At 67.1% G+C, this 25,448-nt stretch carries 21 protein-coding genes; 4 read left to right on the top strand and 17 right to left on the bottom strand.

The annotated features are described in order from the left end of the window. Window positions 1-4: 4 nt before the first annotated feature. Genes BQ9890_RS01830 through BQ9890_RS01840 form a run of 4 tightly spaced genes read left to right on the top strand, consistent with a single transcriptional unit; the run spans window position 5 to window position 4,390 of the window. Entirely contained in the window at window positions 5-1,279 is a 1,275-nt protein-coding gene (locus BQ9890_RS01830) for an ABC transporter ATP-binding protein (RefSeq protein ID WP_075888892.1), read from the top strand. Beyond that, window positions 1,276-1,506, top strand: coding sequence for a methyltransferase (locus BQ9890_RS14655; protein ID WP_230297771.1), 231 nt, complete (start codon window positions 1,276-1,278; stop codon window positions 1,504-1,506). The genes BQ9890_RS01830 and BQ9890_RS14655 overlap by 4 nt, the downstream gene beginning before the upstream one ends. Before the next feature lie 26 nt (window positions 1,507-1,532). Beyond that, window positions 1,533-2,327, top strand: a complete 795-nt coding sequence (locus BQ9890_RS01835) for a rhamnan synthesis F family protein (protein WP_230297772.1) — start codon at window positions 1,533-1,535, stop codon at window positions 2,325-2,327. An 8-nt stretch (window positions 2,328-2,335) separates the two neighbouring features. After that, window positions 2,336-4,390 carry a glycoside hydrolase family 99-like domain-containing protein gene (locus tag BQ9890_RS01840; RefSeq protein ID WP_078062165.1) on the top strand — a complete coding sequence of 685 codons (2,055 nt, stop codon included), beginning with the start codon at window positions 2,336-2,338 and terminating at the stop codon, window positions 4,388-4,390. A 53-nt stretch (window positions 4,391-4,443) separates the two neighbouring features. Here BQ9890_RS01840 and BQ9890_RS01845 read toward each other — a convergent pair whose 3' ends face one another. From BQ9890_RS01845 to BQ9890_RS01925, 17 genes are all read right to left on the bottom strand, one after another. Then, on the bottom strand, window positions 4,444-5,343 hold the full coding sequence (locus BQ9890_RS01845; RefSeq protein ID WP_230297773.1) for a glycosyltransferase family 2 protein: 900 nt from the start codon (window positions 5,341-5,343) through the stop codon (window positions 4,444-4,446). Window positions 5,344-5,374: 31 nt separating this feature from the next. Beyond that, window positions 5,375-6,496 carry a glycosyltransferase family 4 protein gene (locus BQ9890_RS01850; protein WP_075888896.1) on the bottom strand — a complete coding sequence of 374 codons (1,122 nt, stop codon included), beginning with the start codon at window positions 6,494-6,496 and terminating at the stop codon, window positions 5,375-5,377. A gap of 93 nt (window positions 6,497-6,589) precedes the next feature. After that, window positions 6,590-8,107 carry a DUF2142 domain-containing protein gene (locus BQ9890_RS01855; protein WP_195907607.1) on the bottom strand — a complete coding sequence of 506 codons (1,518 nt, stop codon included), beginning with the start codon at window positions 8,105-8,107 and terminating at the stop codon, window positions 6,590-6,592. Between the two features lie 90 nt (window positions 8,108-8,197). Continuing rightward, window positions 8,198-9,070, bottom strand: a complete 873-nt coding sequence (locus BQ9890_RS01860; RefSeq protein WP_075892569.1) for a LicD family protein — start codon at window positions 9,068-9,070, stop codon at window positions 8,198-8,200. 78 nt (window positions 9,071-9,148) lie between these two features. Beyond that, entirely contained in the window at window positions 9,149-10,111 is a 963-nt protein-coding gene (locus tag BQ9890_RS01865) for a DMT family transporter (protein WP_075888900.1), read from the bottom strand. A 248-nt stretch (window positions 10,112-10,359) separates the two neighbouring features. Then, window positions 10,360-10,746 carry a DUF2304 domain-containing protein gene (locus tag BQ9890_RS01870; RefSeq protein WP_075888902.1) on the bottom strand — a complete coding sequence of 129 codons (387 nt, stop codon included), beginning with the start codon at window positions 10,744-10,746 and terminating at the stop codon, window positions 10,360-10,362. Then, window positions 10,743-11,543 carry a glycosyltransferase family 2 protein gene (locus BQ9890_RS01875; protein WP_078062167.1) on the bottom strand — a complete coding sequence of 267 codons (801 nt, stop codon included), beginning with the start codon at window positions 11,541-11,543 and terminating at the stop codon, window positions 10,743-10,745. The genes BQ9890_RS01870 and BQ9890_RS01875 overlap by 4 nt, the downstream gene beginning before the upstream one ends. Then, entirely contained in the window at window positions 11,540-12,409 is an 870-nt protein-coding gene (gene rfbA, locus BQ9890_RS01880) for a glucose-1-phosphate thymidylyltransferase RfbA (RefSeq protein ID WP_075888904.1), read from the bottom strand. Before rfbA ends, BQ9890_RS01875 begins: the two co-directional genes overlap by 4 nt. Before the next feature lie 125 nt (window positions 12,410-12,534). Further along, window positions 12,535-14,238 (bottom strand): phosphotransferase, encoded by a 1,704-nt coding sequence (locus tag BQ9890_RS01885; RefSeq protein ID WP_075888906.1) that lies wholly within the window; start codon window positions 14,236-14,238, stop codon window positions 12,535-12,537. Window positions 14,239-14,643: 405 nt separating this feature from the next. Further along, window positions 14,644-15,963 (bottom strand): nucleotide sugar dehydrogenase, encoded by a 1,320-nt coding sequence (locus tag BQ9890_RS01890; RefSeq protein WP_075888908.1) that lies wholly within the window; start codon window positions 15,961-15,963, stop codon window positions 14,644-14,646. Between the two features lie 72 nt (window positions 15,964-16,035). Further along, window positions 16,036-17,202, bottom strand: coding sequence for a glycosyltransferase family protein (locus tag BQ9890_RS01895; RefSeq protein WP_143226205.1), 1,167 nt, complete (start codon window positions 17,200-17,202; stop codon window positions 16,036-16,038). Continuing rightward, window positions 17,199-18,383, bottom strand: a complete 1,185-nt coding sequence (locus BQ9890_RS01900) for a glycosyltransferase (RefSeq protein ID WP_143226206.1) — start codon at window positions 18,381-18,383, stop codon at window positions 17,199-17,201. Before BQ9890_RS01900 ends, BQ9890_RS01895 begins: the two co-directional genes overlap by 4 nt. A 4-nt stretch (window positions 18,384-18,387) precedes the next feature. Beyond that, a complete protein-coding gene (locus BQ9890_RS01905) occupies window positions 18,388-19,602 on the bottom strand; it encodes a glycosyltransferase family 4 protein (protein ID WP_075888912.1) in 1,215 nt (404 codons plus the stop codon). Continuing rightward, window positions 19,599-20,753, bottom strand: coding sequence for a glycosyltransferase family protein (locus BQ9890_RS01910; RefSeq protein WP_078062170.1), 1,155 nt, complete (start codon window positions 20,751-20,753; stop codon window positions 19,599-19,601). Before BQ9890_RS01910 ends, BQ9890_RS01905 begins: the two co-directional genes overlap by 4 nt. Before the next feature lie 61 nt (window positions 20,754-20,814). Further along, a complete protein-coding gene (locus BQ9890_RS01915) occupies window positions 20,815-22,593 on the bottom strand; it encodes an ABC transporter ATP-binding protein (RefSeq protein ID WP_075888914.1) in 1,779 nt (592 codons plus the stop codon). 53 nt (window positions 22,594-22,646) lie between these two features. Continuing rightward, the gene (locus tag BQ9890_RS01920; protein ID WP_075888916.1) at window positions 22,647-23,750 is read right to left on the bottom strand and encodes a glycosyltransferase family A protein; all 1,104 of its coding nucleotides are present in this window, start codon (window positions 23,748-23,750) and stop codon (window positions 22,647-22,649) included. Continuing rightward, window positions 23,747-25,399, bottom strand: a complete 1,653-nt coding sequence (locus BQ9890_RS01925; RefSeq protein ID WP_075888918.1) for a glycosyltransferase — start codon at window positions 25,397-25,399, stop codon at window positions 23,747-23,749. The genes BQ9890_RS01920 and BQ9890_RS01925 overlap by 4 nt, the downstream gene beginning before the upstream one ends. Window positions 25,400-25,448: the final 49 nt, after the last annotated feature.

A 25,448-nucleotide genomic window follows, 5' to 3' on the forward strand; every position in this document is an offset into this window, starting at 1 on the left:
CGGCGTGCGAGACAGCGAGGACTCCACGGAGTTCGCCATCCGAGTCAGAGACGTCTCCAAGTCGTTCACGGTCCACAACGACCAGCGGAGCACGCTGAAGGAGCGGTTTGTCCGGGGCCGCTCCCGTCACAAGAACACCTTCCGCGCTCTGGACCACGTCTCATTCGACGTGCGCAAGGGCACGACCTTCGGGCTGATCGGCCACAACGGCTCCGGCAAGTCCACGATGCTCAAGATCCTGGCGGGGGTCTACCGCCCCACCTCCGGGGAGGTGAGCGTCTCCGGGAAGGTGGATGCGCTCCTCGAGCTAGGAGCCGGATTCCACGGCGAGCTGACCGGTCGCGAGAACATCTACCTAAATGGAGCGATCCTCGGTCGCAGCCACAAGGAGATCGAAGAGTCTCTCGACTGGATCATCGACTATGCCGACATCGGCAACTTCATCGACGAACCGGTCAAGGTCTACTCCTCGGGCATGACGGTTCGTCTCGGGTTCGCCGTCGCGGTGGCGATCCACCCCAAGATTCTCATCGTCGACGAGATCATCGCCGTGGGAGACGAGGAGTTCCAACGCAAGTGCTTCGACCTGATGCGAGACCTCCGAAGGTCGGGCACTACGATCGTCCTGGTCACCCACTCCCTGAGTCTGGCCCAGGACATGTGTGATGAGGTCGTCTGGCTCGATCACGGGCGTGTCCGCAGCGTCGGGGATGCTGACGAGGTCGTCTCCGCCTACCTCGCCCATGTCAATGCGCTCGAGCGTTCGAAACGTTCAGCCGAGCTCGGTTCTGCCGACCTTCCTGAGGAAGGCGACTCTTCCGAGAACCGGGGGACCGGGGAGTGCCGCATGACACAGGTCGAGTATCTCGATGAGCAGAGACGCGCGGTTCCCTTCCTCACCAGCGGGCAGGACGGAACGATCAGGGTCCACATTCTTGCCCGACGACCTCTTGAGAACGTGGAGCTCGGACTGGCATTCACGACCGATGACGGGACCACCGTCGCGGGGCCGAACTCCCGCCACGCGGATCGTCTGTACTCTCTCCCGATGGGGAGCAGCTACGTCGACTACACGATGCGCCCGGTGCGCCTCCTCCCAGCCCATTTCCTCCTCACGACTGCTCTCCTCGATTCCCAGGGGAGAACCTTCGATTACTCGGACAGGAGGACTGACCTCCTGGTTCGCGGGGACAAGGTGGTCGACGAGCCCGGTCTGGTGCAACTCCCTCTCGGCGAGTGGAGTGACTCACCCACGCCCATCCAGATGGAACAGGAGTGATCAAGTTGAGCGACCCTGAAGAAGAAGTCCTTCGTCTGCGCGCTGCCCTGCGCCAGTCCCAACGTGAGCTCTCCGTCCTTGGGCATCGTGTGACGGAGCTCGAGGACGAACTTGAGAGGAAGTCCGCCGTCCTGGAAGGGGCATGGGCACAGCTGGATGTACTCAGGCACTCGACCTCATGGCGCATCACGGCCCCCATCAGGCTCATCAAGGCTCCCATTCGATGACTCGTCGACCGAAGCGCGGTCCACTGGTGGCTGATGCGAGCCGGGGTCGCGTGCGTCTCGAGCGCGGTGTTGTTCCGCAGGACACCCCCACGAAGGTCGCGCTCATCGCGCAGTACTCCGCCGGTCCCACACAGCCTCGTTCCATCTCCGAGTACACCCGCCAGCTGGCTGACAACGAGTTCACACCCGTGATTGTCTCCGCCTGTGAGAGCAGTGAGCACCTCCGCTTCCCCCACGGTTTGCCCGAGTCCACCATCATCATCCGCCGTCCGAATGTCGGGTACGACTTCGGTTCATGGGCTACCGCCCTGGGCATGATCCCCCAGATCCGACGCAGTGAGGTGGTCCTTCTGACCAATGACTCACTCGTCGGGCCCTTCTCCGACATCCGTCCGATCCTCGACTGGGCCACGCATCCCGGTCCCAACATCAGGGCCCTGACCTCTTCCTTCCAGTTCGTCAGACACATGCAGAGTTACTTCTTGGCCTTCCGGGGCGGAATCTTGGACGATGACGCCTGGAGGCACTTCTTCAACTCGGTGCGTGTGCAGCCCGACAAGTCCTCGGTGGTGCTGAAGTACGAGCTCGGCCTCTCGCGATTCGCCTTCCAGGAGGCCTACTCCGTGCAGGAGTACATCAGTGGGCCCGACATCGGTGTTCCGGATGACAATCCGACGATCGCCGGCTGGAAGGAGTTGGTCGAGGCTGGCGTGCCATTCGTCAAGCGAACGATGCTCACGGATCCGTCGACGGCAGAGGCCGCACCGGAGGTGCGCTCCTTCATCAAGACCACGTACCACACAGATGTTGAGGAATGGTAGGAAGAGCAATGCGTCAGTTCACCAAGGCAGGTGCGGTTCGCCGCCTCAACCACCTGGGGTTCCGTGCCCGTCAGGCCGGGGTAAACCTGCTGACCACGGGCTCGCTCCATGGCGCCCGCGCCCAGCACCCGGCGGACTTCCTGAACTTCGTCGAGCGGCAGGGCGGGAGGCAGGGCTCCGGATTCCCCGACCGGTGGAGGATCGATCCGCGTCTCCACTTCGATGACCCGGCGCGCGTCGGGGTCGTGCTGAACTGCTTCTATCCTGACCTCCTCGACGAGATCCTCGAGCATCTCAAGCTGATCCCGGTCCCCTTCGATCTCTTCGTCACCAACGTGTCCGGGACCCCAATCGACCTCCCCGCCGAACTTGGGCAGATGCACCACGGCGTCGTCCTCGATTGCGAGAACCATGGTCGGGACATCCTTCCGATGATCCACCTGGTCAATGCGGGCCTCCTGAACCCCTACGACCTCATCCTCAAGGTTCACACCAAGAAGAGTCCTTGGCGTGAAGAGCACGCCGAGCTGTCAGGGACTGGCGCTCAGTGGCGCTCTGAACTGCTGGGGGCGCTCCTGCCCTCGCCGGAGGCCATTGCGGACATCCTGACGTCGTTTGCAAATGACGCGCATCTCGGTGTCGTCACAGCTCCGGGCAATGTCGCTGGTCCGCAGTTCTGGGGCGGTGACCGCAGGATCGTGAATGAACTGTTGCGCAGACTGGAGCTCGACGTCGAGACTTCAGCATTGGAGTTCCCTGCGGGATCGATGTACTGGTGCAGGGGGTTCGTCCTCCAAGGCCTGCGCGCACTGAACCTCCTCTCCGAGGACTTCGACGAGGAGGCAGGACAGATCGACGGGACCACTGCACATGCGGTCGAGCGCATCATCGGAATACTCACCCGCGAAGCTGGCCTGAACATCGAGACCAGCGATCGCATCGAGGTCGGGCTGTCGTCACGGGCCCCTTTCTCCTTGCAGCGCTACGACGTCGGGGGGGAGCGAACTGCCCGCGCAACGGTTCTCCCCTTTTATCTCCCACAATTCCACCCCTCTGCTCACAATGACGTGTGGTGGGGGACTGGTTTCACCGAGTGGACAAACGTCGCAGCGGCAGTTCCCATGTACCGCGGTCACTACCAACCCAAGATTCCCACCGAGTTGGGTTTCTATGACCTGCGCCTGGATGATGTGCGTGAACGCCAGATGGATCTGGCGCGCGCGCACGGTATTGCCGGGTTCATGTACTACTACTATTGGTTCTCGGGAGAACGCGTCCTGAGTCTCCCTGTTGAGAAGCTCCACAAGTCTGAGATGGATGCGCCGTTCTGCTTGATGTGGGCCAACGAGAACTGGACGCGCCGCTGGGACGGGCGTTCGGAGGACGTCCTCATTGGCCAGGACTACGACAAGGTGCCGGCCGAGGACTTCATCGACGACGTCATGGAATTCCTCCTCGACCCCCGGTACATCCGGATCGGTGGTCGCGCGGTCCTCGCCGTCTACCGTCCGGGACAGATGCACGATTTCGCCGCTGTCTCCCGGGAGTGGCGCAAGCGTGCACGTGCCGCGGGTGTGGGAGAGCTCATCCTTCTCTCGGTGTCAGTGTCACAGGACTTCGATGCCATCGATCCCTCTGCCGCCACTGCAGTCGACGGTACCTTGGAGTTCCCCCCACACAACCTCCCCTGGATCACCGGACCGGTGAAGAAGGCCGGTTTCGACCGCCGTTGGCGGGGAAACTTCATGAGCTACGAAGCGACTGTGCGTGCCTCTGTGACCAAAGCTCGCGAGATGGACGACAAGACCTATCCGGGTGTCATGGTCAACTTCGACAACACCGCTCGGCGCCAGTGGAAACCCGATGTTTGGTACGGCGCGAACCCGTACACCTTCCGCCGATGGATCGGGTCCCAAGTCGATTCTCTGATGGTCCGTCCCCCTGAGTCCAGGTTGCTGTTCGTCAACGCCTGGAACGAGTGGGCGGAAGGCGCAGTCCTGGAGCCGACCACTCGATTCGGTCGGACCTACCTCCAAGCCATCCGGGATGCAGTTGTCTCCTGAGCCGTTCACCAAGTCTGATCGGCCCGGCTGTGGCGGGGCCGATCAAGCGGCTCTCACTGGTGGGGAATCGGGCCACTGCGCCCGCGCAGCCCATCCCGGAAGCCCCGGAGGATCATCCGCGTCCGACGCCAACGTTGATTTGCCAGGAGCGCGTTGAACGCCACGTACTTGATCAACCAGACGACATAGCCGATCGACCATTTGGGTCCCAGAACTCCCGACCCGATCAGGAGGATCGTGTTGCGTACCAAGTAGTAGTTGCGAACCGGCTGATGGACATGGACTGGCTGTCTCCTGCCCATCACGTGCGCCGTCTCATCGCCGAGGCTGTGTCGCATACGTGCCTCGGGCACGACCAGCAACACGAATCCTTGCCTCCGCGCCCGCAGGCCCCATTCGAGGTCCACATGGTCGATGAAGAGCCGCTCATCCATGGAACCGATGGAGTCCAGGGCTTCGATGTCGATCAGGCAGCCCGAGGCGATCAGGAAGGCGACAGGCAACGGTCCGTGTCCCAGCTCGGCACTGGTGGCGCGTCTGGGACCCCAAGTACGCGACACGTAGACGAGTTGATCGCCTCCAGGCTTCTCCTCCCCCACCAAAGGACCCACCGCTGCCAGAGGCTCTCTCCCCTTCCAGGTGGCAAGGACATCCTCCAGTTGTCTCACCATCAGTTCAGAAGGCCGGGAGTCGTCATCCGAAAGAAGGACCCGGCGCGCACCCAACTCCCGCGCCCTTTCGATTCCGGCATTCTGGGCGGCCGCGATTCCGGTGTTGTGGCGGAGCTCAATGAGAAGGGCACCCAAGTCCCTGCACCAGTTCCTCAGGAGCGCGGTCTCTTGCGGCGTCGATCCGTTGTCCACCACGATGACATGTCCGCACTGCTGTGCCAGCGTCATGAGCAAGTCCCTGCAGGCGGCTGCCGGATGGTAGGTGACGACGACTGCCGCCACGTGGGGGACCTGCTGTGCATGAACGTTCATGTCATGCCATCCCATTGGTCCCACAGTTGTTGATCGTCTCCTGGATGATCGTCTCGTACTCCTTGACCCGTTCGGGCCACGTCCACTGCTGGATCAAAGCTTCGGGCGCGAGCGGGAGTGGAGCACGGAGACTCGCCTGCAGGAGCGACTGAAGTTCACTTTCCTTGCGCTCAGACGTCACCGACACAGGCTGCCCCTGCTTGCGCAGCAGATCGGCACCTGGCACGGGATAGGTGACGACGCGCCCCCGTTCGGCCAATGCCTCCAGCAAAGTCGTCTGGAAACCCTCCGACAGCACCGTGGGGTTGAGCAGGGTGGCCCCGGCCAGCGCTTCACGTACCTTGGGAGGACTGACCCTGCCGCGGACCTGGACCACGCCCGTCAACCCGAGTTCGGACACGCGCTCACGAACCCGGGAGATGTCTGCACCCGTTCCGAGGATCTCGGCGTCGACCCGGGAATCCGCTTGGTGCAAACGCGCCACCGCGTCCAGGAAGGTCTCCCATCCCTTGCCAGGGACCAGCCGTCCTACGAAGACCAAGTGCTGCGGCCGGTCACGGACCGGCCCGGCGTGAGTGGCGGGAGTGATCGCATTGTGGAACACCGACGCGGGGACATGCCCCAGACGGGAGGCAAAGGCGGCAGCCTCGTCCGAGACTGCCAGCACCGTGTCCGCATGGCTCAGCACGTAGCGCCCGAGTGTCAGGTCGACGAAGCGACTGCCCAGCGAGATCACGGGGGAGGGCGAGGCCACAAAACCGCTTCCGTGCTCCGTGTGGACAACAGGGACGCCGACGGAGTGCGCCGCCTGAAGACCGACGAAGCTCATCGGGAAGAACCGCGTGTGGGTCGACACCACGTCCACGTGTTCATCACTGAGGAAGCGAGCGATGCGTCGGCGGCTCCCCAGCCTCGGGAAACTGATCACACCCGCAATGGGGAAGTTGGACCTGCCGGTGAGAACTCGGACCTTCCCATCGCTGCGAACACCTGTGTGCTCGGAGATGGTGAGCACCAGGACCTCGTGCCCGTCCTGCGCAAGCCCGTGCGCGAGGTTCTCCAAGTGCTGTTCAAGTCCTCCCAGACGGGGAGGATAGCTGTTGACGACAAAAGCGATTTTCATGGGTCAAACCTTCCTACCGGGCGCCGACGCCCTCGCGGGGTTGCTCCCCGACCGTCAACAGGAATCCGTGGCGAGAGGCGAGGCGACGATCCATCACCTGTCGACAAGGCTCCGACCGTGACTGATGTCCTCCTCCTGCCGGGTCGCCACGAACAACAGCAGTGCCAGTCCCACTGCCATTGCAAACGCACCGGTGATCCACACGACCGAAGGCCCGACGGACCAGGGCCACCACTGCGGGTCCTCCAACCCCTCAACGGAGAACGAGCTATCCAGTCCGACCGTGTAGCGCAGCAGGATGCGGCGCAATGCTGATCCATTCGCCACCGCGACGACCACGACCAGCAGTGCCATCTGCCCGGGTGTGCGCATCGGGGCCCAGCGACCGCGCTGGAGCCAGAAGAAGAAGAGAACGGCGAGGAGGGGCAGCATATACCGGCCCTGGTAGTAGATGACGGGCTGCACGTGCCGCAATGTGAGGCTCACAACGGGGACCCCCACAAGGGCGCCCAGGATCACACCACTGGCGAGGAACTTCCGCAGGTCCACGTGTGCGGCGCCGGCCATGACGAGTCCGCCCGCAAGGAAGACCATCGTGAGGGTCGACCACCCGCGCAACGGGACATCGAACCAGCCGGGACCCCAGGTCAGCCCCCACATACTGGCGATGAACTCCGGCACCTGTTGCAAGTTCTTGGAGAGGATGAATCGCACGGATCCCTCGGTGACGGGCCAACCGCCGTCGCCCTTGAGGTTGCCTGCCTGACCGCTGTTCACCATGATCAGAAGTCCGACGGCGGCGGCGCATAGGGAGATGACCAGTGCGGGGATCCTGGCGCGCGTGAACCTAGTGAAGAACCATACTGCCAGTGTGATCACCGCCAGGAAGAACGCGGAGTCTGCCCGGCTCGTGGCGGCAAGCACGGCCCCGTACGCCGACAACGCGAGGAGCCCCCACCGCCGGGGGCCTTCTGCTTCGAGTGCCGAGAGCATCCCCGTTGCGTAGATGAGGCATCCGCTGATCGCCCACGAACTCGGGTTGTTGGATGCGATGAAGTAGACGCCCATCGGAACCCATGCAACCATCGCCGCCATGATGACCTTGTCCTTCATCCCTCGTGGGGCCACGAGCGCGACTCCGATGAGTCCCCCAATCCCAAGGACGATGTTGACCAATCTCATGGTGACGACCGACCGGTGCACGTCGGGACCAACGAAGAGGTGGTGCAACTGGTAGTAGCCCCACGGATAGGCACCTGCATCGAATCGCTCCGTGAAGCCGGAACGGTCATCCGACCGTGACAAGGCGCAGGATGCATTCTGCTCGGGCTTGAAGGCGAAACAGTCCTGCGCGTTCAGGATGGAATCAGGCACCTTGACCGCGGTGATCGTCCCGTTCGTCTCCCGGAACTCACATCCTGAGTCCTCGATCGGTCGGGGGCACCAGATGCTCCCCAAGTGGTAGTCATCGTCGGGGGAACCCGCGACGGGCGAGGAGACCGCCCAAGATGCGAAGCCGATGAGTACCGCCACGGCTCCGAGGACCGTCAGAAGGATCGTCCCGGAGCGACCGAGTCGGCGCGTCTCGAGCCGCCCCTTGTGAGAAATCATGACCTTCATGTTAGCCGACCCGCATGCCACTCCGACGCCGTCAGCACGCCGCCAAGGGCGGTCTGAAGTGCAGGATGCGGGGGTTCGACATCAGGAGGCAGATCTGGAGCCGAAGTCGCCCAGATCAACACGAACAGGTTCATGGGTCTTGCGCTTGTCAACCGGCGGGAGTTCCATGTAGTCACCGTAGCCACGGGTCAACACCGCGTCGTACTCACGGGGAATCTTCACGGTGATGTCCTCGAACGGTACCTCGAGAGGGGGAAAGAGGTCGTCAGGCGTCACGGCCCAAGCCATCGGGTCTCGATCGGTGTAATCGGTCATCCGAGAACCATGGGAACCCTCAAAACGGCGCGCAGCGCGTTCCCACCTACCTTGGATCATCTCGGGGCGAACCCTGAGAAGAGCTAGGGCTAAGTGGACGAGTTGGGTCGCGGCGAGCACTGCATGCTTCTTGGCTCCGTCGATCTCAAGGTAGGGACGCCCCGTTCCCTGGAGATACAACAGGCGTCCCCAGAACCATGTGGCGCGGACCTGCCGTCGATACTGTCGCGGGTCCTGTGGCATCGTGTCGAGAGGGAAGATGTCAAGCGCGATCGGCATCCTGAATGGGTTGTCCCTCATAGGGACCGAGATGAACAACGTTCCCGGAAGGGCGAGCTTTGAGAACATGTTCGGATAGCCAGATGTGTTCCTGGAATTGATCACCGAAATGCCGTCCGACAGTATTGCAGGTGCCTCTGCGAGGAATCGCTCGTAGTCCGCCCTTGGCATGCACACGTCTGCATCGTCGTCCCATGGGATGAACCCGTGATGACGCACGGCTCCGATCGCGGTGCCCCCATAAGCGACGTAGGCGAGGTCGAGTTCGTTACACACCCTGTCGAACTCGGCCAGAAGGTGAGTGAGCGCCCGCTGAACCTGCCGAAGAGTGTCCGTGTCGCCGCTTCCACTCGTGCCCACTTCATCCTCTTTCCGTTGCGCCCAGTACATCTCAAATCGCCGCCCGCACCTTGCCGCTCCTGCAGACCACCGACCCGTTCACGCAGGTATGGAGTCCTGGTCGGCCGCTCGGGCCCGTCCACCCCAGAACCGGAGTTCCTTCCAGTCGGCTGACGCGGAGAGGACAGTCCCACAGATGATCGCGACGCAGCAGACGACCTGGAGGACACCCGGAATCTCTCCCAGGAACACGATCCCGAACACGACAGCCCAAGCAGAGTACGAGATGTTGACCGCCATTCCCCGTGCGGCACCGATCTGGTCGATCGCCTTGTAGTAGAAGAGGTAGGACAGGGTGCCTGCTACTGCAGCCAGGGCGATGACCGCCGTGGGAGCCGTGAAAGTGAAGTCCCACGCCGTTCCCAGGGCACCCGCCACGGGAACGACGAGGAGGCCATAGACCAACGCCGAAGTCGTCTCACGGATCTGAAGGGCGGTTTCATTGTCGACTGCGTCATCCCGCATTCCCCATGCGAGCAGTACGGCCTCGGATCCCCACCCGACCATGCAGACGACGGCGGCAACAACACCGACCAGCGCATTTCCACCGTCAGCAACCCCGGTGGAACTCCACCCCATGACCATGATCGCAACGAGTGCAACGGCGAGCGCGATCACTTGACGCATTCGCATCCGTTCCTTGAGGAAGACCACCGCAAGCACGGTGCCCACCGCAGGGTAGAAGGAGGAGAGAATCGCCGTGTATCCGGGACCAATGTTGTCGATGGCCACGAGGTAGCCCGTCATGCCGATGGGACCACCGAGGAGAGCACCGACCATCACCACCTTGCCGCTGCGCGTGCGCAGTGCGGTGGCGGTGTCACGAAGCCGTCCCCGTGCCGCCATGTAGACGAACAGGATGATCATGCAGGCTGCATCGTGGAGCAAAGCCCCAACCAGCGCGGAGTCGGGGGAATCCGCGAAGAGGCCCATACCCAGCGCGATGCCGAGCACCACCGTGTCGAGGCCCCACAGGAGACCACTCAGAACTCCGAACTTCATCGGACCAACTCCTCGGTAGTGTCTGCGTCGACCCCTGTCGGGACGTGACTCTCTACGACTCCATACGCCTGCTCATGGAACTGTACAGCGATGGTCTGGGCGTAGCGGCGCAGACGCGCAACCACATGTTGGGCCGCACTCCACGGGCCCGACAAGGCGCGACCACAGAGCGGACAGGAACGTGCCCCCGACGCCACGACGGCTCGGGGCGCCCGGGGGCATCGGACCATTCCCCAGCGCTGCCCCCTTCAGTCCCCGGTCCCCGCATTGTCGTCGGGATCCTCGGCCCGGAGGCGTCCCTGGAGCTCCTCGACATCGGCCCGCAGGATCGCCACCTCCTCCGCGAGACGTCGCCGATTCTCGGCCGCGTGGGACAGGTCGACACTGAACTGCAGTGACATCAGGAGGATGACAACCCCTGCCAGGAAGAATGCCAGGTTCAAGGGCACGACGATCCCGATAAGATCCGACAGCCACTTGAGCACACCGGGGAAGGCACTGATGAGAATGAGGAAGAAAGCGATCACGAGCCACCACGTGGCGTACCTCTCCTGCATCCTCGAGTTGCGCAGGCGAAGGAATATCACAACGAGGACCAACAGGGAGAAGACCAGTCCGAGACTGTAGGCGTTCATGCGACCACCTCACGAGCGTTCGCGGGAGCGGGCCTCGGACGACTGAGGGACACCGCCAAAGCCAGGAACGCGCGCAGGAGAAAGAACCCAGAGGACAGTGGGTTGTGCGAGGGGGTGCCCCCGGCCCGGGGTCGCATGACGACTCCCACCTGTGCGACCTTGAGGTCGGCCCGGGCTGCGATGACGAGCGCCTCGACGGTGTCACCCAGATACTCCGCAGGGTAGTCTCGGGCGAACAGGGCGACAGCGCGGGGGCCACTCAGCTTGAATCCCGACGTCGTGTCGGTGAGCTTCGTGTGACACACCCGCGACAGCGTGTGGGACAACAACGACATCGCCCACCGTCGGGGCCCCCGGACCCTGTAATCGCCCTTCCCCGCGAAACGGGCACCTATGACGACATCGGCACCGTTCTTGCGTTGGGTCTCAAGCAGTGAGGGGATTTCTCCGGGATCGTGCTGGCCGTCGGCATCCAACTGGACCGCAAACCGGTATCCGTGTCGGAGCGCGTAGAGGTAACCGGCCCGCATCGCGCCACCGACCCCCAAGTTGATCGGTAGGTCGAGGACCCTGACCCCTGCGCGCCGGGCGATGTCCGCCGTGGCATCCGTCGAACCGTCCGAGACCACGAGGACGTCAGCATTCGGCGGCCTTCGCTCGAGCACATCGACAAGGACGCCCCCCAGCACCTCGGCCTCGTTCCAGGCGGGGATGATGATCAGGAGGCGTGGGGACCCACACGCCGGATACCCGCGCCCCGCTCGGGACCCGCGGGTGGTCTCCGCACCCCCGCTCATTTCTCCCCGTCGAGGAGATCCAGCAGGTAACGTCCGTAGCCCGACTTCAACAATGGCGTGGCCCGCTCGCGCAGTCCGTCATCGTCGATGAACCCCATCCTCCACGCAACTTCTTCCGGGCACCCGATCTTCATGGCCTGACGCGACTCGACCGTGCGGACGAAGCTCGTGGCATCGGCCAGCGAGTCGAAGGTCCCTGTGTCCAGCCACGCCGTTCCACGGGGCAAGACCTCGACGTTCAACAGACCCGCCCTGAGATAGACGCGATTGACATCCGTGATCTCGTACTCCCCGCGCGCCGACGGCTTGAGATCCTTGGCGATCGCCACGACGTCATTGTCATAGAAGTAGAGGCCTGGGACCGCATAGTTCGACTTCGGCTTGGTCGGCTTCTCCTCGATGGAGAGCGCGCGGAAGTCCTCGTCGAACTCCACGACCCCGTACTCGCGGGGGTTGGACACGTGATAGGCGAAGACCGCGCCGCCTTCCGGGTCCACGTGTCGGCGCAGCTTGGTACCCATGCCGTGCCCATAGAAGATGTTGTCGCCCAGGACCAGCCCCACCGAGTCGCCACCGATGTGATCGGCACCCAGCACGAACGCCTGCGCCAACCCGTTGGGTACGTGCTGGACGGCGTAAGAGATGTTGACACCCAGCTGGGAACCGTCGCCGAGCAGCCGGTGGAAGGACGGAGCGTCCTGCGGTGTGGTGATGACCAGGACATCGCGAATTCCCGCCAGCATGAGGGTGGTCAGCGGGTAGTAGATCATCGGCTTGTCGTAGACCGGCACCAACTGCTTGGAGGTGCCCAGCGTGATCGGGTTCAGACGACTCCCGGATCCACCCGCCAGAATGATCCCCTTCATTGCCACACACCCTCCGAGCGACCAACCACGCCGACGACGATCGTCGGCCTCCCACCATTATGCCAAGCGTTCGCGCGCAGGGGCGCCGGCCCGGCCGCCACCCCCACGGTGGACGAAGGCGTCCTTCACGCGCTCCGAAGCTCCACGGAACGTTGAGCCGTGTCATCCCCCGAATCGGACGTGGCCCGGTACCAAGCGAGGACCCTGTCGACGTTCGAGGCAGCGTACCGGTGATAGATCTCCCTCCACTCACCGATGTCATCGCCCTCGGCCTCCTTGGCCAGTGCCCACACATACCAGCACCACCCCGCCAGAGCGACATAGGCCCAGAAATGCCGAACGTCCGCGGAACACGGTGTGCGTCCCAAGTAGTGCCCCAGCGCCTCCTCAGCTGTGTCGTCCCCCAGTTGTGCGCACACGGTGAACGTGGCCAGGTCACTGGTGATGTCAGACATCCCTGCGTACTCCCAGTCGATGAGTGTCAGCCCCCCGTCCTCGTCCACGAGGATGTTCAAGGGGAAGAAGTCATTGTGGTTGAGGCAGACCGGGAAGGCATCCGCCACCGCGTATTCCTTGATGGTGCGGACCTTCTCCCTCAACTCCGTGTAGCCGGGAACAGCCTCCAAGTCACCCGGCCCCATCAGTGCCTCGTACTTCTGCCCCTCGACGTAGAAGTCGAAGGAACGTTCAAGGACGGCCCCGCTCTCGTGGAGGCGCCGTGCCAGCTCCATGGCCCCTTGGAGTTCCGAGGGATCCGACGGGTCGACGCTGTGGGCATTGGGGATGAAGTGCGAGAGCTTCCATCCGGTCTTCTCGTCCTCGTGGATGAACGTGTGGTCAAGGCCCAACTCGCGAGCCAGGAGCAGGGCCTTGGTCTCATTTGCCCGGTCGATCATCTTGTCCGTTCCCAGGCCGGGATGACGGTACACGTACTCGTGATCGCCGACGGAGAAGTGGAAGGAAAGGTTCGTCAACCCCTCGGACAGGGCCGAGAAGTCATGGACCTCTCGACGCGCACATCCGAGGACACCGACGATGTTGTCGATGATCGTCGAGGGGACGGTGTCGAGGAAGGCGGGATCGAAGGCCTCCACCTCATCCACGGAGTCGAACTCGTGGATGACACCGGAGGGGAAGCGACGCACCGACATCCTCAACTCTGGGAGATGCTCCGCAAAGATCGCCTCCCACAGCTTCCCGGCCGTCTCGGGTCGGAAGTACTCCTGCTCCAGGATGCTTCTGAAGTGCTCGGAGAATGCCTCGTCGAAGAAAACGTGCCCGAGCATGATCCATGAGTCGGATCCCCCGACCCTCACCCCCTCGATCATGTCGTCCGACGAGATGGTGAGACACCATTCGTCGGTGGGCCCCTCGACGTACTGCGAGGCATAGTAGGCGCCTCGCACGAAGGTCGTGAAGGGATTGTCCGTGAAGTAGTTGTCCGACGAACAGATGTAGGTGTTGCCGAGTAGCTCACGCACGTGCCACAACGTCGAGTTGTTGTTCCGGACCTTGTAGTCGGGGTTCTCGACGATCCGAACCCCGAACTCGTCAGCCAAGTAACGGAACCTGTCTGCCAGGTATCCAACCACCACCGTGATGTCCATGATCCCGGCCTCGCGCAGCTGGCGGATCTGGCGCTCAATCTGGACCTCGCCCCTGACGGGGAGCAGGCCCTTGGGAAGCTCGTAGGAGAACGGGACGAACCGGGAGGACACTCCTGCAGCCATGATCACCGCGTTGTGCACCCGATGAGGTTCCAGGAGCTTCCAGCCCTCCGGGGTGGGCACGTCGTCCGCCAGAAGGCCCATCGTCTCCAGGTCTGCCATCGCCCGGTCCACATCCGCCGACAGGCATGGCGCACCCCCGTGGGGGCCAGTCGTTGACGCGAGGACCTCAAACTGAGTTGCGGTGAGAACCATCCTGAACTACCCCTCCCACCCTGTCGATGAGGTCGCGGGAATGCGACCGAGCACATCAGGCAAGTCACTGGTTGACACATGTTGGCTTCCATCCCCCCTCGGGAGGAAACGGAACAGCTTCCTCGACGGAAGCCACGTGTGAGAATAACAGCACACCCACAGGTGAACGGCAGGTGACTCTACGGTGTCCGGCACGTGGGTGCCCAGCCCTCGGTCCCCGGCGGCGGGGATCCAGCCGCGCGATGAGCCGCGAGGAACGGTCGCCACTCCCCATCGCGGCTGGTCAGACCTCCGTCAACCCAGAAAGTTGACTCAGTTCACCTTGAGCATCGGCGTGGTGTTCCGCACACTCCCCACGACCATGCGAGGAGTCCCACACCACAGCGCCGGATCCGTCACACGCCGTCCGTCGAAGAGCAGGCGCACACCCGGCAGGTCACCCGGGGTCAGCTCCCGGTACTGCGCGTGGTCCGCCTGCACCACCGCCGCATCCACGGGCTCCCCCAGGTGGTACGGCGCCCAACCGAAGCCCTCCAGCTCCTCGTCGGTGTACATGGGGTCGTGCACCAGCACATGTGCTCCCCGCTCCCGCAGCGCGTCGACCGTGGCGAAGACCCCGGAGAACGCGGTCTCCTTCACCCCCCTGCGGTAGGACGCACCCAGCACGACGACCCGCAACCCACCCAGGTCGCCGAGCACCTCCGCCACCCGGGCCACGACGTACGCGGGCATACCCGCATTGAAGGTGCGCGCAGTGCGCACGATGGAGGCATCAGGGTCGGTGGACAGGTACAGCCTCGGGTAGACCGGGATGCAGTGCCCACCCACGGCGATCCCGGGCTGGTGGATGTGGCTGTAGGGCTGGGAGTTGCAGGCCCGGATGACGCGCTCCACGTCGATACCCGCCCGGTCCGCGTACACCGCGAACTGGTTCGCCAACCCGATGTTCACGTCCCGGTAGGTGGTCTCGGCCAGCTTCGCCATCTCGGCCGCCTCCGCTGAACCCATGTCCCAGACACCGTTGGGCCGGTCCAGGTCCGGGCGCTCGTCGAACTGGAGCACGCTTCGGTAGAAGTCGATGCCGGCCCGGGTCCCCTCCTCGTCCAGTCCTCCGACGAGCTTCGGGTAACGCTGCAGGTCGGAGAACACGCGGCCGGTGAGCACCCTCTCCGGGGAGAACACCAGGTGGAAGTCCTCCCCTTCCCGCAGGCCGGAGATCTCCTCGATCATCGGCTTCCAACGCCCCCGAGTGGTGCCCACCGGCAGGGTCGTCTCGTAGGAGACGAGGGTTCCGGGCGTGAGGTTGTGGGCCAGGGAGGTGGTCGCCGCATCCATCCACCCGAAGTCGGGCCTGGACTCGGCATCCACGAACAGCGGCACCACCAGCACGACCGCGTCGGCACCGGGAACGGCCTCCGCGTAGTCCGTGGTCGCACGCAGGCGCCCGGTGGGGACCAACTCCTCCAGGTACTCCTGCAGGTGGGCCTCGCCGGGGAAGGGCTCCTTCGCCTCATTGACGAGGGCGACCGTGGTGGCGTTCGTGTCGACGCCGATCACCTCGTGTCCGCTGCGCGCGTACTGGACGGCCAGTGGCAGTCCGATCTTCCCCAGTGCCACGACGGCGATGCGCATGCCCGGTCTCTCCCTGTTCCTCCACCACCGGGTCCCCGGTGGGCGTCTCCCAGTATCCCCCACCCCTGTTGCTCAGGCGCCCATGAGGTCGGAGACCACCTGGCGGGCCCGCGCCTCCCAGGTGTGCTGGGGCGCCACGCCTCGCACGTGGGCCGCGACGTCGGCCACCTCCTCGGGATGGTCGCGCAGCCGTCCCAGCAACGCCGAGAGGGCGTCGACCTCGTAGGGGACGGTCCACCCGATCCCGTGTTCCTGGACCATGTCCCCGGCCAGCGTGCCGAGGCTGGCGATGACGGGGATCCCGTGGCCGATGTACTCGAAGAGCTTGAAGGGGACGGCGAACTCCCGGTAGGGCTGTGGTTCCACCGCCAGCACCGCCACGTCCGCACCCGCGTAGAGGGGCTCGAGCTCCGCCCCGGAGAGGTGCGCCACCTGAGTGTGCCCACCCAGGAGCGGCTGGTACTCCCCGCTCAGGGCCTCCCAGCCGTCCTTGCGCGTGCACAACACCATCGACGCCCCCTCCGTGCGTGCCACTGCCTCCACGCAGCGGTGCATCCGGTAGTGGTCGTTGAGGCCCCCGACGTAGAAGAGTGAGAGGGCCCCGGGGCGTGCATGGTGATCCCTGGCGACGATCTCGCACCCGGGTGGCAGCGCCCGGGTGAGGGGGACGGGGATGCCCGGGACGTGTGCCGCCATCTGCGCCGAGGGCAGGTAGAGGCGGGTGAGGCTGTGGCGGTAGGCCCACAGGTCGACCTCGTACAGGGGGACGGTCCCGGCCGCCACGAGGGCCCCGACCCGCTGCCGGTACTCGGGGAAGCGCCAGTACACGTCGCGGTAGAACAGCCCCACAGGCACACCCCGGCGCCCCAGCCCGTGCAGGAACCCCAGGTCCAGGAAGGGGTGGGTGGGCAGGTGGCGGACCCCGGTCAGCAGGGTCGGCAGAGTTGCGGACTCCGAGTACGCCAGGTCGATCCCACCTCCGCGACGCAGGTGGTCGCGCACCGCGCGCACCCCGCGTCGCCGTGACTGTGCATCCCCCGACACCTCCCACACGCGGCACCCGATGCGGGTGAAGGCCTCGCGCATGCGCACGGGTCGGATGCCCGAGGCTGAGGTCGCGGTCGGGTCCAGCGGGTAGGGCACGTGGTAGACGACGTCGGGACCCCCCGTGTTCGTCCCTCCCCCACCGGCTTCGATGTCGTCCTCCCCGCCCCCACTGCTCCGTCCCGGAGTGGTCATCGCAGCGCCTCCTCCCAGACCTGCTCACAGCGTGCGACGAATGCCGGGGGTCCGAAGCGGCGCAGGCAGCGCTCCCGGCGGGCTCCGCGCGACATCGGGAGGTCTCCCCCCTCCCCCAGGACCTCGACCAGGGCGCCCGCGAGCGCCTGGACCGGGGATGCTGTCCCTCCACCCACGACCTTCCCGTCGCCCTCGCCCACCACGTCCAGGGCGCCCCAGGTGGGTGTGGCCACCACAGGGGTCCCCTGGACCAGCGCCTCGGCCATGACCACACCGAATGTCTCGGAGTCGGAGGGCACCAGCAGCGCGTCCAGTCCGGCCAGGAAGCTCGGCACGCGATCGCGGGCCAGGGCTCCCACGAGGTCGATGGAGCCGCGTGCCGGGCTCTCCCCGACCAGGGTGCGTGTGCGTTCCCCGTCCACACCCTCCAGGGGGCCGGCCAGCGTCAGTCGGGCGCCGGGGACGGCGCGGCTCAGCGCGGTGAAGACCTCCACCACCAGGTCCGGGCGCTTGACGGGCACCAGGGACGAGAGGTGCCCGATGCGCGGACCGTCACCGGGAAGCCGGTCCCGCGCAGCGAGCGGGGTCTCCGGCACCAGGTTGTGCAGGACCTCCCAGGTGCCACCTCCAGGTCCGAAGCGCCGCGCCAGGTGGCGGGCGTGGCCCGCGGAGACGCCGCAGCGAACGGCCGCGTGGGAGACGACGCGGGCCTCACGGCTCGCCCCCCACGGGGTGAGTACACGCAGGTGGTCGAGGCTGCGGTGCTCGGTGAGGACCCAGGGGATCCCCCACCGGCGTGACAGTGCCTCCGCCACGTACCCGCCGGGGTAGAGGGAGTGGGCGTGCAGCACGTCGGGGCGTCCCCGGTGGCGGACGTAGTCGGACATGGCCTGCTGGACGGCCCCCCACCGGCCGGCGACCAGCCACGCCTCCAGGGTGCGCGCACGGGGCGCCACCTGGACCAGGTCCAGTCTCCCCACCCGGACCCCACCCTCGGCACTCCAGCGCACGCCGGGGTGTGGGGGTCGCTGGCGCAGATCGGTGAGGGAGGTGACACGGGGGGCCAGGACGCCCACACGGTGCCCGCTGGTCGCCAGCACCTCCGCCTGCTCCCGGAAGAAGGAGCCACTGAGGTCCCCGGCGGAGCGGGGGTACCACGAGGGGAGCATGAGCACGTGCACGGACTCATCCTTCCATCCGGGTGCCGAGCGCCCGGGGCCCGCACGTGCGGGTCCCGCCACGGCCGCGGTGGTCCGCGCGCGCCGGATCCGAGGATCCGGGGTGGTCCCCCCGTGCGCCGCGGTGCTCGGCGCGCGCCAGGGAGTACAGCTCGAGGTAGGCCCCTGCCAGGGCGTGCGCGCTGAAGTGCTGGACCGAGTGGGCGATCTGCCGGGCGTCAATGCCTGCCGTGTCCTCCCAGACCTGTTCCACCGCGCGCGCCCAGTCCTGGGGGTCCTCGGAGTCGACCAGCCGTCCCCAGGGTCGGGCGACGAAGGAACGCGGGCCCGCGCTGTCCCCGACGACCACGGGGCGCCCTGCTGCCAGTGCCTCGGCCGCTCCCAGGAAGAAGGTCTCCGCACGGCTGGGCACCAGGAAGACGTCGGCGCTGGCCAGGGACTGCGGGACGAGTTCGGGCGCCACCGCACCCGTCAGGGTCAGGGGGACACCGAGGGAGCGGGCCTCCCGGCGCACCTGGTCCTCCAGTGGCCCCTCACCGACCCAGGTCAGGTGCACGGGTGTCCCGCGGGTGGCCAGCGCCGCCGCCGTGCGCACGGCCAGCAGCGGACGTTTGCGTTCGATCAACCCTCCGACTCCGACCAGTCGGAGTTCCTCACCCGCAGCACGTGTGCGACGCGGGGTGGGAGGTGGGGCCTCCACGATGTTGGGCACCACCTCCACCCGGCGCCCTGCGAGTTCCCCCAGCCTCCCCGCCAGGTCCGGGGAGACGGTCGCGACGACGTCCGGGAGACGCTCGGCCCGGGCGATTCCCCGCAGGACCAGGGCACGGGCCCCGCCGGTCCGCTGCGCGAAGGCCGACCAGTGCTCGGTGTGCACCCAGGGGACACGCACCCGCAGGAGCGCCAACGGGACCAGGGAGGACACGGCCACGGAGTGGACCAGATCGGCACCCCGCAGGGCGGCGCGCAGTGGGCCCAGAGCCCTGAGCACCGAGAGTGGGTGTGAGGGAGCCAGGGGGATGCGCAGTACCGGCACGTCCCCGATACGGTCCCGTCCCGGACCCTCCAGGGTGGCCGGCGGCACCAGGTGGACGACCCGGACATCGGCCACCGTGGCCAGTGCGCGGATGTCACGCTGGACGAAGATGCCGGAGACAGGATTGCGCCGGGTCGGCAGCCACGTCGTGACCACCACGACGCGGGGGCGCGGGGGGCCGCTCATGCCCGGCCCGCCCCGTCCAGGCCTCGTGCCCGCTCCAGGAGTTCCCCGACCGCCCGGTCCCATCCGACCACCTGCGCGCCCGCGGAGAGCTCCACCGTGTGTTCGTCCGCGTGGTGCTTCATCTCCCGGATGCGTCCGGGGGTGAGACGGGCGAGGACTTCCGCCAGGTCCTGTGACCCGTAGCCGGGAGCGACCTCCCCGAAGTCGTTGTCACGCACCACGGCCGCCATCTCGGGGCTCGGGCCGACGATTGCACCGATGCGGGCCTGGGCGAAGTCGAAGATCTTGTTGGGCAGGGCGTTGGCGAAGTTGAAGTTGCGGGGAGGCAACAGGTGCACCCCCAGATCGAACTGGTTGAGGGTGCGCACCAGGTCCTCGTAGGCGACAGGATCGTGGACCGTCAGTCGGGGCTCACCCTCCGCCCGCGCTCGCAGCTCCGCCAGGTGCACGGGGTCGGTCGGGGTGAGGAAGAGGTCCAGGGTGTACCCGGGAACCGCCAGCACCCCCTCGACCAGGGCCATGAGGTTGCGTTCACGGTGACTGGTCCCGGAGTGGACCACGCGCACGGGGTCGTGCACCGGGGTGGGGTGGAGGTCCGCCAGGGGCGTCGCATTGGTGACCACCCCGACCTCCACGCCGAACTGTCGGGTGTACTCCGCGGCGATCGCCCGCCCGACGGTGGTCACCGAGGCCGCTCGGGGCAGGTGGGTGCGGCACAGCCACGTGTACCAGGGGCCGATCCGACGCCTCCAGGGCCCGTGCTCCTCCTGGAGTCGGGGGAAGTACTCGTGCAGGTCGGAATGGACACCGCCACCCGCCCCCAGGGAGAGGGCCAGGGGCAGTGTGTCGATGTCGTCGGCCAGGACCGCGTCGAAGGCCCGCCCGCGCAGGGCGCGGTGTGCTGCGCGCACGTCGGGCAGCAACCAGTAGCCCGCGCGGTAGGCACGCAGCTGCAGCAGGGCATCCCAGCTGCGTCCCGGCAGGGAACGGTGGGTGATCTCCAGGTGGTGGTCGGCCCCCGCCGGGGCCGGACCGAACCCACAGGTGGTGAGTTCCGTGTGCCCGGCGAAGAGTGCGACCTGCTTGAGGACACGTGCGTCCTGAGCGATGGGTGAGAACGACAGGATGAGCAGTCGTGGGCGCCGCGCCATGGATCACATCCTATCGGTGCAGGTGCAGGCCCCCGGACCGGGAGCCCGGAGCGGGCACGCCTCAGACCAGTCCCGCCAGGTGGGCCTGGAGGGCGAACTCGGGCTCGCTGGCCACGAGTTCCTCGAAGGAGCCTCGCGCGGTCATCCGCCCGGCGCGCATGAAGCACACGGTGTCGGCGGTGCGGATGGTGGACAGGCGGTGGGCCACCGAGACGACGGTGACGCGCCCGTGGAGTGCATGGATAGCCCGGGTGACGGCGTCCTCCGTGGCAGTGTCCAGGGCGCTCGTCGCCTCGTCGAGCACCAGGACCAGGGGGTCGGCGTACAGGGCTCGCGCGATGCCCAGGCGTTGACGCTCCCCACCGGACAGGGCGATGCCCCGCTCCCCGATCCTCGCGTGGATCCCCCCGGGGCGCTCCCGCACCAGGTCCGCCAACTGCGCCTGTTCCACGGCCTGCCACACACGTTCCTCGTCCAGGTCATCGCCCCAGGTCAGGGCGATGTTCTGGGCGATGGTCGCATCGAAGAGGGAGGCCTCCTGGGGCACGTAGCCCACCCGCGAGCGCCACGCGGCCAGCACATCGGTCAGGGGATGGTCGTCGATGGAGATCCGGCCGGACTGGGGCACCAACAGTCCCAGCACCAGGTCCACCAACGTGGACTTCCCCGATCCGGAGGCCCCCACGATCCCCAGGGAGCTGCCCATGGTGACCTCCAGGTCCACGGCCCGGACGGCGGGGGCGGGTGCCCCCGGATAGGTGAAGGTGACGCCCTCCAGGCGCAGCGCACGGGGGTCCTCGGGCAGCGGGGAGTGCCCGACGACCTCTGCGTGCTCCTCATAGCCGCGGGCCGAGGCAATGTCGCGCAGCACCGCCTCCAGGTGGGGCAGTGAGTTGGCGGTGGTGGTCATCACGCCCTGGAAGGAGACGATGGAGGGCACCATCCGGAACCCGGCGACCGCGAAGAGGGCGATCGAGGCGGAGGCGGCCGCGGCCCCGTCCTGCAGGTAGGCGACCCCACCCACCAGGACGAACCCACCGATCAGCGCCGCCTCGACCACGCGCTGGGGCACGGCCCCCAGGAACTGGGTGTTGGCGCGGGCGCGGGTGGAACGCTCGCGCGTCGCGTGGACCACGCGTGCGACGTCGTCGAAGCGGTCGCGCAGCGTGATCTCCTTGAGGGCGGCGACCATCTCCGTCATCAGTGCGGTGATGCGCAGGGAGTAGCGCAGGTTCACCCGCCCGGCCACGACGGCCTGGCGGGAGATCCCGAAGTACATGAAGGCCGCCACCAGCCCCAGGTAGACCAGCGTGATCAGCGCGGTGACGGGTTGGGCGACGACCAGGACCAGCAGCACCGCCAGGAAGGTCACCGCCAGTTGGGGCAGGGTGATGGCCGGCAGCAGGACACCCGAGACCGTGTTCGCGATGCCCACGTCGGCCAGGCGCACGATCTCGGCTGTGGACCGGGAGAGCCGGTCGGTCCAGGGCGCGCGGATGTAGGCGTCGAAGAGGGCATCCCCGACGCCCAGCTCGTATGCCGCGAAGCGGCGGGTGGCCACCCACTGGATGACCAGCGCGAGGACGGCCTTGAGCACCATGAGCAGGCACACCGCTCCCAGCACCCACGGATACGTGTCAGGTGTGACGGTGCCGACCACCGGCAGGTTCGTGGGCTCGGCGCGCATCATCGGGGTGAGGATGGCGGCCAGCAGCCCCAGGGCGGCGATGTCGAGGAGGGCCAGCGCGGAGGTGAGGACCATGTAGAGGCGCAGGAACCCCGACGCGCCCTCGGGAAGGAGGGGGATCAGGCGCCTGAGTGCCTCAGTGAGTCTGCGCACGTCGTCCCCTCCCCCACACGGCGGGTCCGCTCCCGCACCGCACCAATCTACCGTCACCCACGCCAGGGGCCCGGTCGCAGCAGTCGGGAGGCGAGGTGCCGGAGCCGGGCCTCCGGGTCACACAGTCCCATGGGCGAGGGCGGGAGGATCCTGGCCAGGCGGTTCCCGGAGTCCAGGGCCTGTGCGGCACGGGAGACGGCGACCACGTCGGGTGTGCGCAGCAGCACCCCCAGGGCGCGGGTCTCGCTCAGGGACAGGGGCCTGGCCACACCGGGATCCAACGCCCGCCAGGCCGTGGCGACCTCGTGGGCGCGCTGCGCCCCGCCCTCGTCGATGTCGGTGGCACGGGTGCGGAGTGCACGCAGGAGCGACTCGCGCACCACCCTCACCGCCAGGGCGTGGCGCCGGGCGGGGGTGAGGTCGTGCACCCAGGCCTCACCTGCCAGCCTGCGTGCGGGTTCCAGGAGCTCGACGAGGGGGAAGGGTGTGGCGGTGACGCGGGGACCCGACTGGTCCTCGACGTAGCACGGGGAGCCCGGCTCCAGCAGGTCGATGCGGCGGGCAGCCATCCACACGTGGGTGGACCAGGCCAGGTCCTCCCCCGTGCGCAGGCCCTCGGTCATGCGGATCCCGCGGGAGCGCAGCAGCTGGGTGCGCACCAGGGCCAGTGGGCCGGTGCGGTGACAGAGGCGGTCGCGCACCGGGTCCAGGTCACGCAGCCTCCCGGGTCGCACCGGGGGGATGTCGACGCGCCCGGTTGCCGCGCGGCGCACGGGCAGGATGAGCGCATCGACGGGGCGGGCGCGCAGGTGCTCGGTCCAGGCGCCCGTGGCGCCCGGCTCCTCGTGGTCGTCGGACCCCATGCACGTCACCCAGGGCGCACGGGCGGCGTCGAGTCCCATGTTCAACGGGCCTGCCGGGGAGGGGACACCGTCGTGGAGTTCCAGGACCCGCACCGCCTCCCCGAACCGGGTCAGTCGCTCACCCAGGGCGGCTGCGGGCATGTTGTGGCACACGACGATGGGATGCACCCCGCGTGCCGGATCCAGCACGGAGGCGACGGCGCGCTCGATGGGACGTTCCACACGGTGGACGGGGATGACGACCTCGACCTGCGGGGCGGCTGCGCCGGAGCGGGGGGCCCGGGGACCGGTCACGACCCTCCACCTCCGATGAGGTCGTCGACCAGGGGCAGCGTGGTGGAGGCGTCCAGGTGCTCCAGGACCCACCGTGAGGCGGTCCGTGCCCACGTGCTGTCGGCCGGTCCGAACCGGCCGACCTCCGGGGCGTGTGCGGCCTCGAGGATGCGCCGGGCCGCCTGCTCGGGGGTCGTGACCACCCAGTCCCGGGGATAGATGTCCGAGGGCCCACCGAAGGCCGCGATCCCCGGCCAGTCGCGCACCACCGGCAGGCAGCCGGAGGCCACCCCCTCCTGCAGGGCCAGGTGGGCGCTCTCCACCAGCGAGGAGGAGAGGACCACCGAGACGTCGCGCAGGACCTCGGGGATGTCGCCACGTTGCCCCAGGGAGACCACTGAGTCCCCGAACCCCGCCACCCGCATGGTCAGGGCCTGCACCCAGGTGCGTTCCGCGGCACCGTCCCCACCCGTGGGGGCCGCACCCACCAGCAGCAGCCGCCAGGAGGGGTCCTGGGCCAGCAGGCACTCCAGCACGTCCAACGCCCAGTCGGGGTCCTTCATGGGCCGGTCCCAGCCGATGAGGGCCAGGGTGCGGGCGGCCGCGGGACGCTTGGGGAGGACGTTGCGGTGCAGGTCGACGACATTGCCGATGACATGGACCCTGGTGCGGCGCCCGATGTCCGGCACGGAGGACTCGAGCAGCCGCCCGATGGCTCCCGAGACGACCACCAGGTCGTCGACGCCCTCCCAGTGGGTCACCTGCGGGTACATGGTGAAGGCCTCGTAGCGGTGCAGTCGCACGATGACTCGCGTGTCGGGAAGGTCTGCGGCGGAGAGCCGTGCGGCCAGCGCCCCGCCCCACTCGACCCACACGACCTCCGCCCGGCGGAGGTCGTCGCCCAGGGACTGCGGCGCTGCGGGCACGGTGCCTGTCAGCCGGTCCCCGACCGTGGCCCGCAGGGACCACCACCTCGCGTCGGCGCCCTCCGCCCGCAGGTCACGCACCCGCAGGTCGACGTCCTCCCGGGCCTCCCAGTGCCGCAGGAGCCCCGGCATGAACGTGAGGTTGGTGTCGGTGAGCACCAGGAGGCGCAGGGGTGCGTCCGCGGTGGGCGTGCGGGAGTGGGCGTGTGAACGGCCCGGGACACCGTCCGTGGTGACCTCCGCGGGCCGGGACGGCCCACGGACAGCGTCGGTGTCGATGTCGGTGTCGGTGCCCGTCCCCTGGGGCGTGGTGCGTGCCCGCAGGAGGTCCAGGACCGCATGCCCCTCCAGGAGCGCTCCGAACCCCTGCGGATCGGCGACGAGGGGCGAGGTCCGTCTCCCCTGCTGGAGGCGGGGGTGGAAGGCGAGGGTGAGGGCCTCCACCGTCGCACCCACCAGGTCCGGCGCGGAGGCAGCGCCACCCGACGCCGCGAGTCCGTTGTCCAGTTCGGACAGGAGCGCCCCCAGCGCAGCGGCCCAGCCACCTCCCGCAACCGTCGACGTCCGGGGGAGCCCCCGGTGCCCCAGGTCGAGGGTCTCGCGCAGCACGGCGGCCCGGGCCGCGGTGAGCCCGCGGGTGCCCCCGGTGAGGATCTGCGCCAGGGTACGAGCGGCCCGCGTGTGCCCACGGTTGGCCAGGACGTGGACGAGGGCCAGCGCCCTCCCACCGAGCGGGATGGTCACGGGGACCCTGCGCGCAACACCGTGTGAGGACACAGTTCCCCCTCGTCGC

The sequence above is a fragment of the Actinomyces provencensis genome, from assembly GCF_900155435.1.
GTDB lineage: Bacteria > Actinomycetota > Actinomycetes > Actinomycetales > Actinomycetaceae > Pauljensenia > Pauljensenia provencensis.